1 protein-coding gene is annotated in these 221 nt (G+C 74.2%); it reads left to right on the top strand.

Annotated elements, in window-relative coordinates; all coding sequences use genetic code 11:
• Positions 1–221: TetR family transcriptional regulator (locus DSP71_RS03460; RefSeq protein WP_113680368.1), on the top strand; the 221-nt coding region annotated here is incomplete at both ends.

Genomic DNA, 221 nt, shown 5'->3' with positions numbered 1-221 from the left:
GCGCTGCTCGCCGTCGCCGCTCGCGACGGACACGAGAGCGTGTCATCGCGGGCGGTCGCGAAGGAGCTGGGCGTCGCGACGGGTGCACTCTGGCACTACTTCGACGGCTTCGACGAGGTCGTGCGCGCAGCCGCGGCCGAGGTGACCCGGCGCACCGAGGAGCGCATCGCCGCGGCCACGGCAGGACTTCGCGGCCTCCCCCGCCTCCACGCACTCATGCG

It is taken from the genome of Microbacterium sp. H6 (assembly GCF_003314775.1).
Classification (GTDB): Bacteria; Actinomycetota; Actinomycetes; order Actinomycetales; family Microbacteriaceae; genus Microbacterium; species Microbacterium oxydans.
This window is presented reverse-complemented; position numbering and strand designations above follow the sequence as displayed.